The organism is Bradyrhizobium elkanii WSM2783, assembly GCF_000472865.1.
Taxonomy (GTDB): Bacteria; Pseudomonadota; Alphaproteobacteria; order Rhizobiales; family Xanthobacteraceae; genus Bradyrhizobium; species Bradyrhizobium elkanii_A.
The window spans coordinates 1-1,144 of sequence record NZ_AXAP01000216.1 but is presented as its reverse complement, the minus strand read 5'-3'; the positions used below and the strand labels follow the sequence as shown (position 1 = coordinate 1,144).

Sequence of the window (1,144 nt, the reverse complement as noted above, 5' to 3'; positions counted from 1 at the left end):
GTATCGCTCTGCATAAGAGGTTCTGGCTGGCTGGTTACCCGCCTCGATACGCCGCCCTTCTCAGGCCGTCATCACCCAGATTCCGCCATAGCTCGGTTCATGATTGCAAACTCACATCTTTCAACCTTGCTCGCGGCAGAATAGTAAAGGGTGAAAAGGTAGAACGTTCTCCCGCGCGTGACGGTGAGGTGGACGCCGACCGCCGACTGGCCTGACGATAAGGTGCCAACTCGTAAGCCCGCTCAGCAACGTCACGGTTCGTTCGGTTCAAACATTCGACGCCGGCGCGGCGTCCCACTAACAAGCATGAACGTCACCGAGGACCCATCAGGTCGCTCAGCAGCGTCGCCTGTTGGGGGTAAAGCTGAGATGCCGTGAACCCGTTGCGAATTCCGATTTTGCCGAGTCGGCCCGGGGAATCTCACCCCGAGCCGCTCACAGAACCGGACTTGACACTCTCGCGTCATCCGGCTCGTGCCACCGCGCGAAGGCTGCCGCCTTCCATTGAACATCGGGTTCCTCCCGTTGCCGGTTGACCCAAGCCAAATGGCGATGGCCCGCTCCCTTCGCTCCACGGGCATTACCCCCGCTTCCTCGCTACTACGGAGCAGTCCGCCCCTAACCGGCGCATCGGTACTTTTGGCCTCGCGGTTGGCGCCGCTTGTGCCTTTTCCCTTGGCATCGCCGTGTAGGTTCTCACGTTCCGTACAAGAGCCTGGTTGAGCTTCGCGCCGCCTACATGCCGGATGTCGCACGGGCCGTCTCAGGCATCCCCCGAGCTGATCCCGGAGGAAGGGTCACCCCCCGGTTCTGACATCGCCTAATCCGCTTTCGACACTTCTGCAGCGGTTCGCTTGCGCTCGCCTCTCTCAACCGTGCCTGCCGGAATCTCGTCCCAGCGTTTCCGCAACGTTCACCACCATCGCTTTTGACGACAGCAGCTTGCGGTGGCTTGAGATCGGCACCTGATTGCCGAACCCGAAGGGCCCTCCTTCATCTCTCGTGCAGTTGCGCATCGCGCGTGTGGACCGGCGATGCTCGTGACACACGGTGGAGTCGAGATGTGGCGCGGTGGCTTTAGGCTGCACATATCCGTTGCCGCCTCTTTCGTCTGGCGGTGCCTTAGTGGTGTAGCCGTGACTCC

1 protein-coding gene is annotated in these 1,144 nt (G+C 61.3%); it reads right to left on the bottom strand.

All coding sequences use genetic code 11. The features are described 5' to 3' along the window. Positions 1–869: 869 nt before the first annotated feature. On the bottom strand, positions 870–1,144 hold a 275-nt coding region (locus YY7_RS62845; protein ID WP_210164767.1), incomplete at its 5' end, for a hypothetical protein.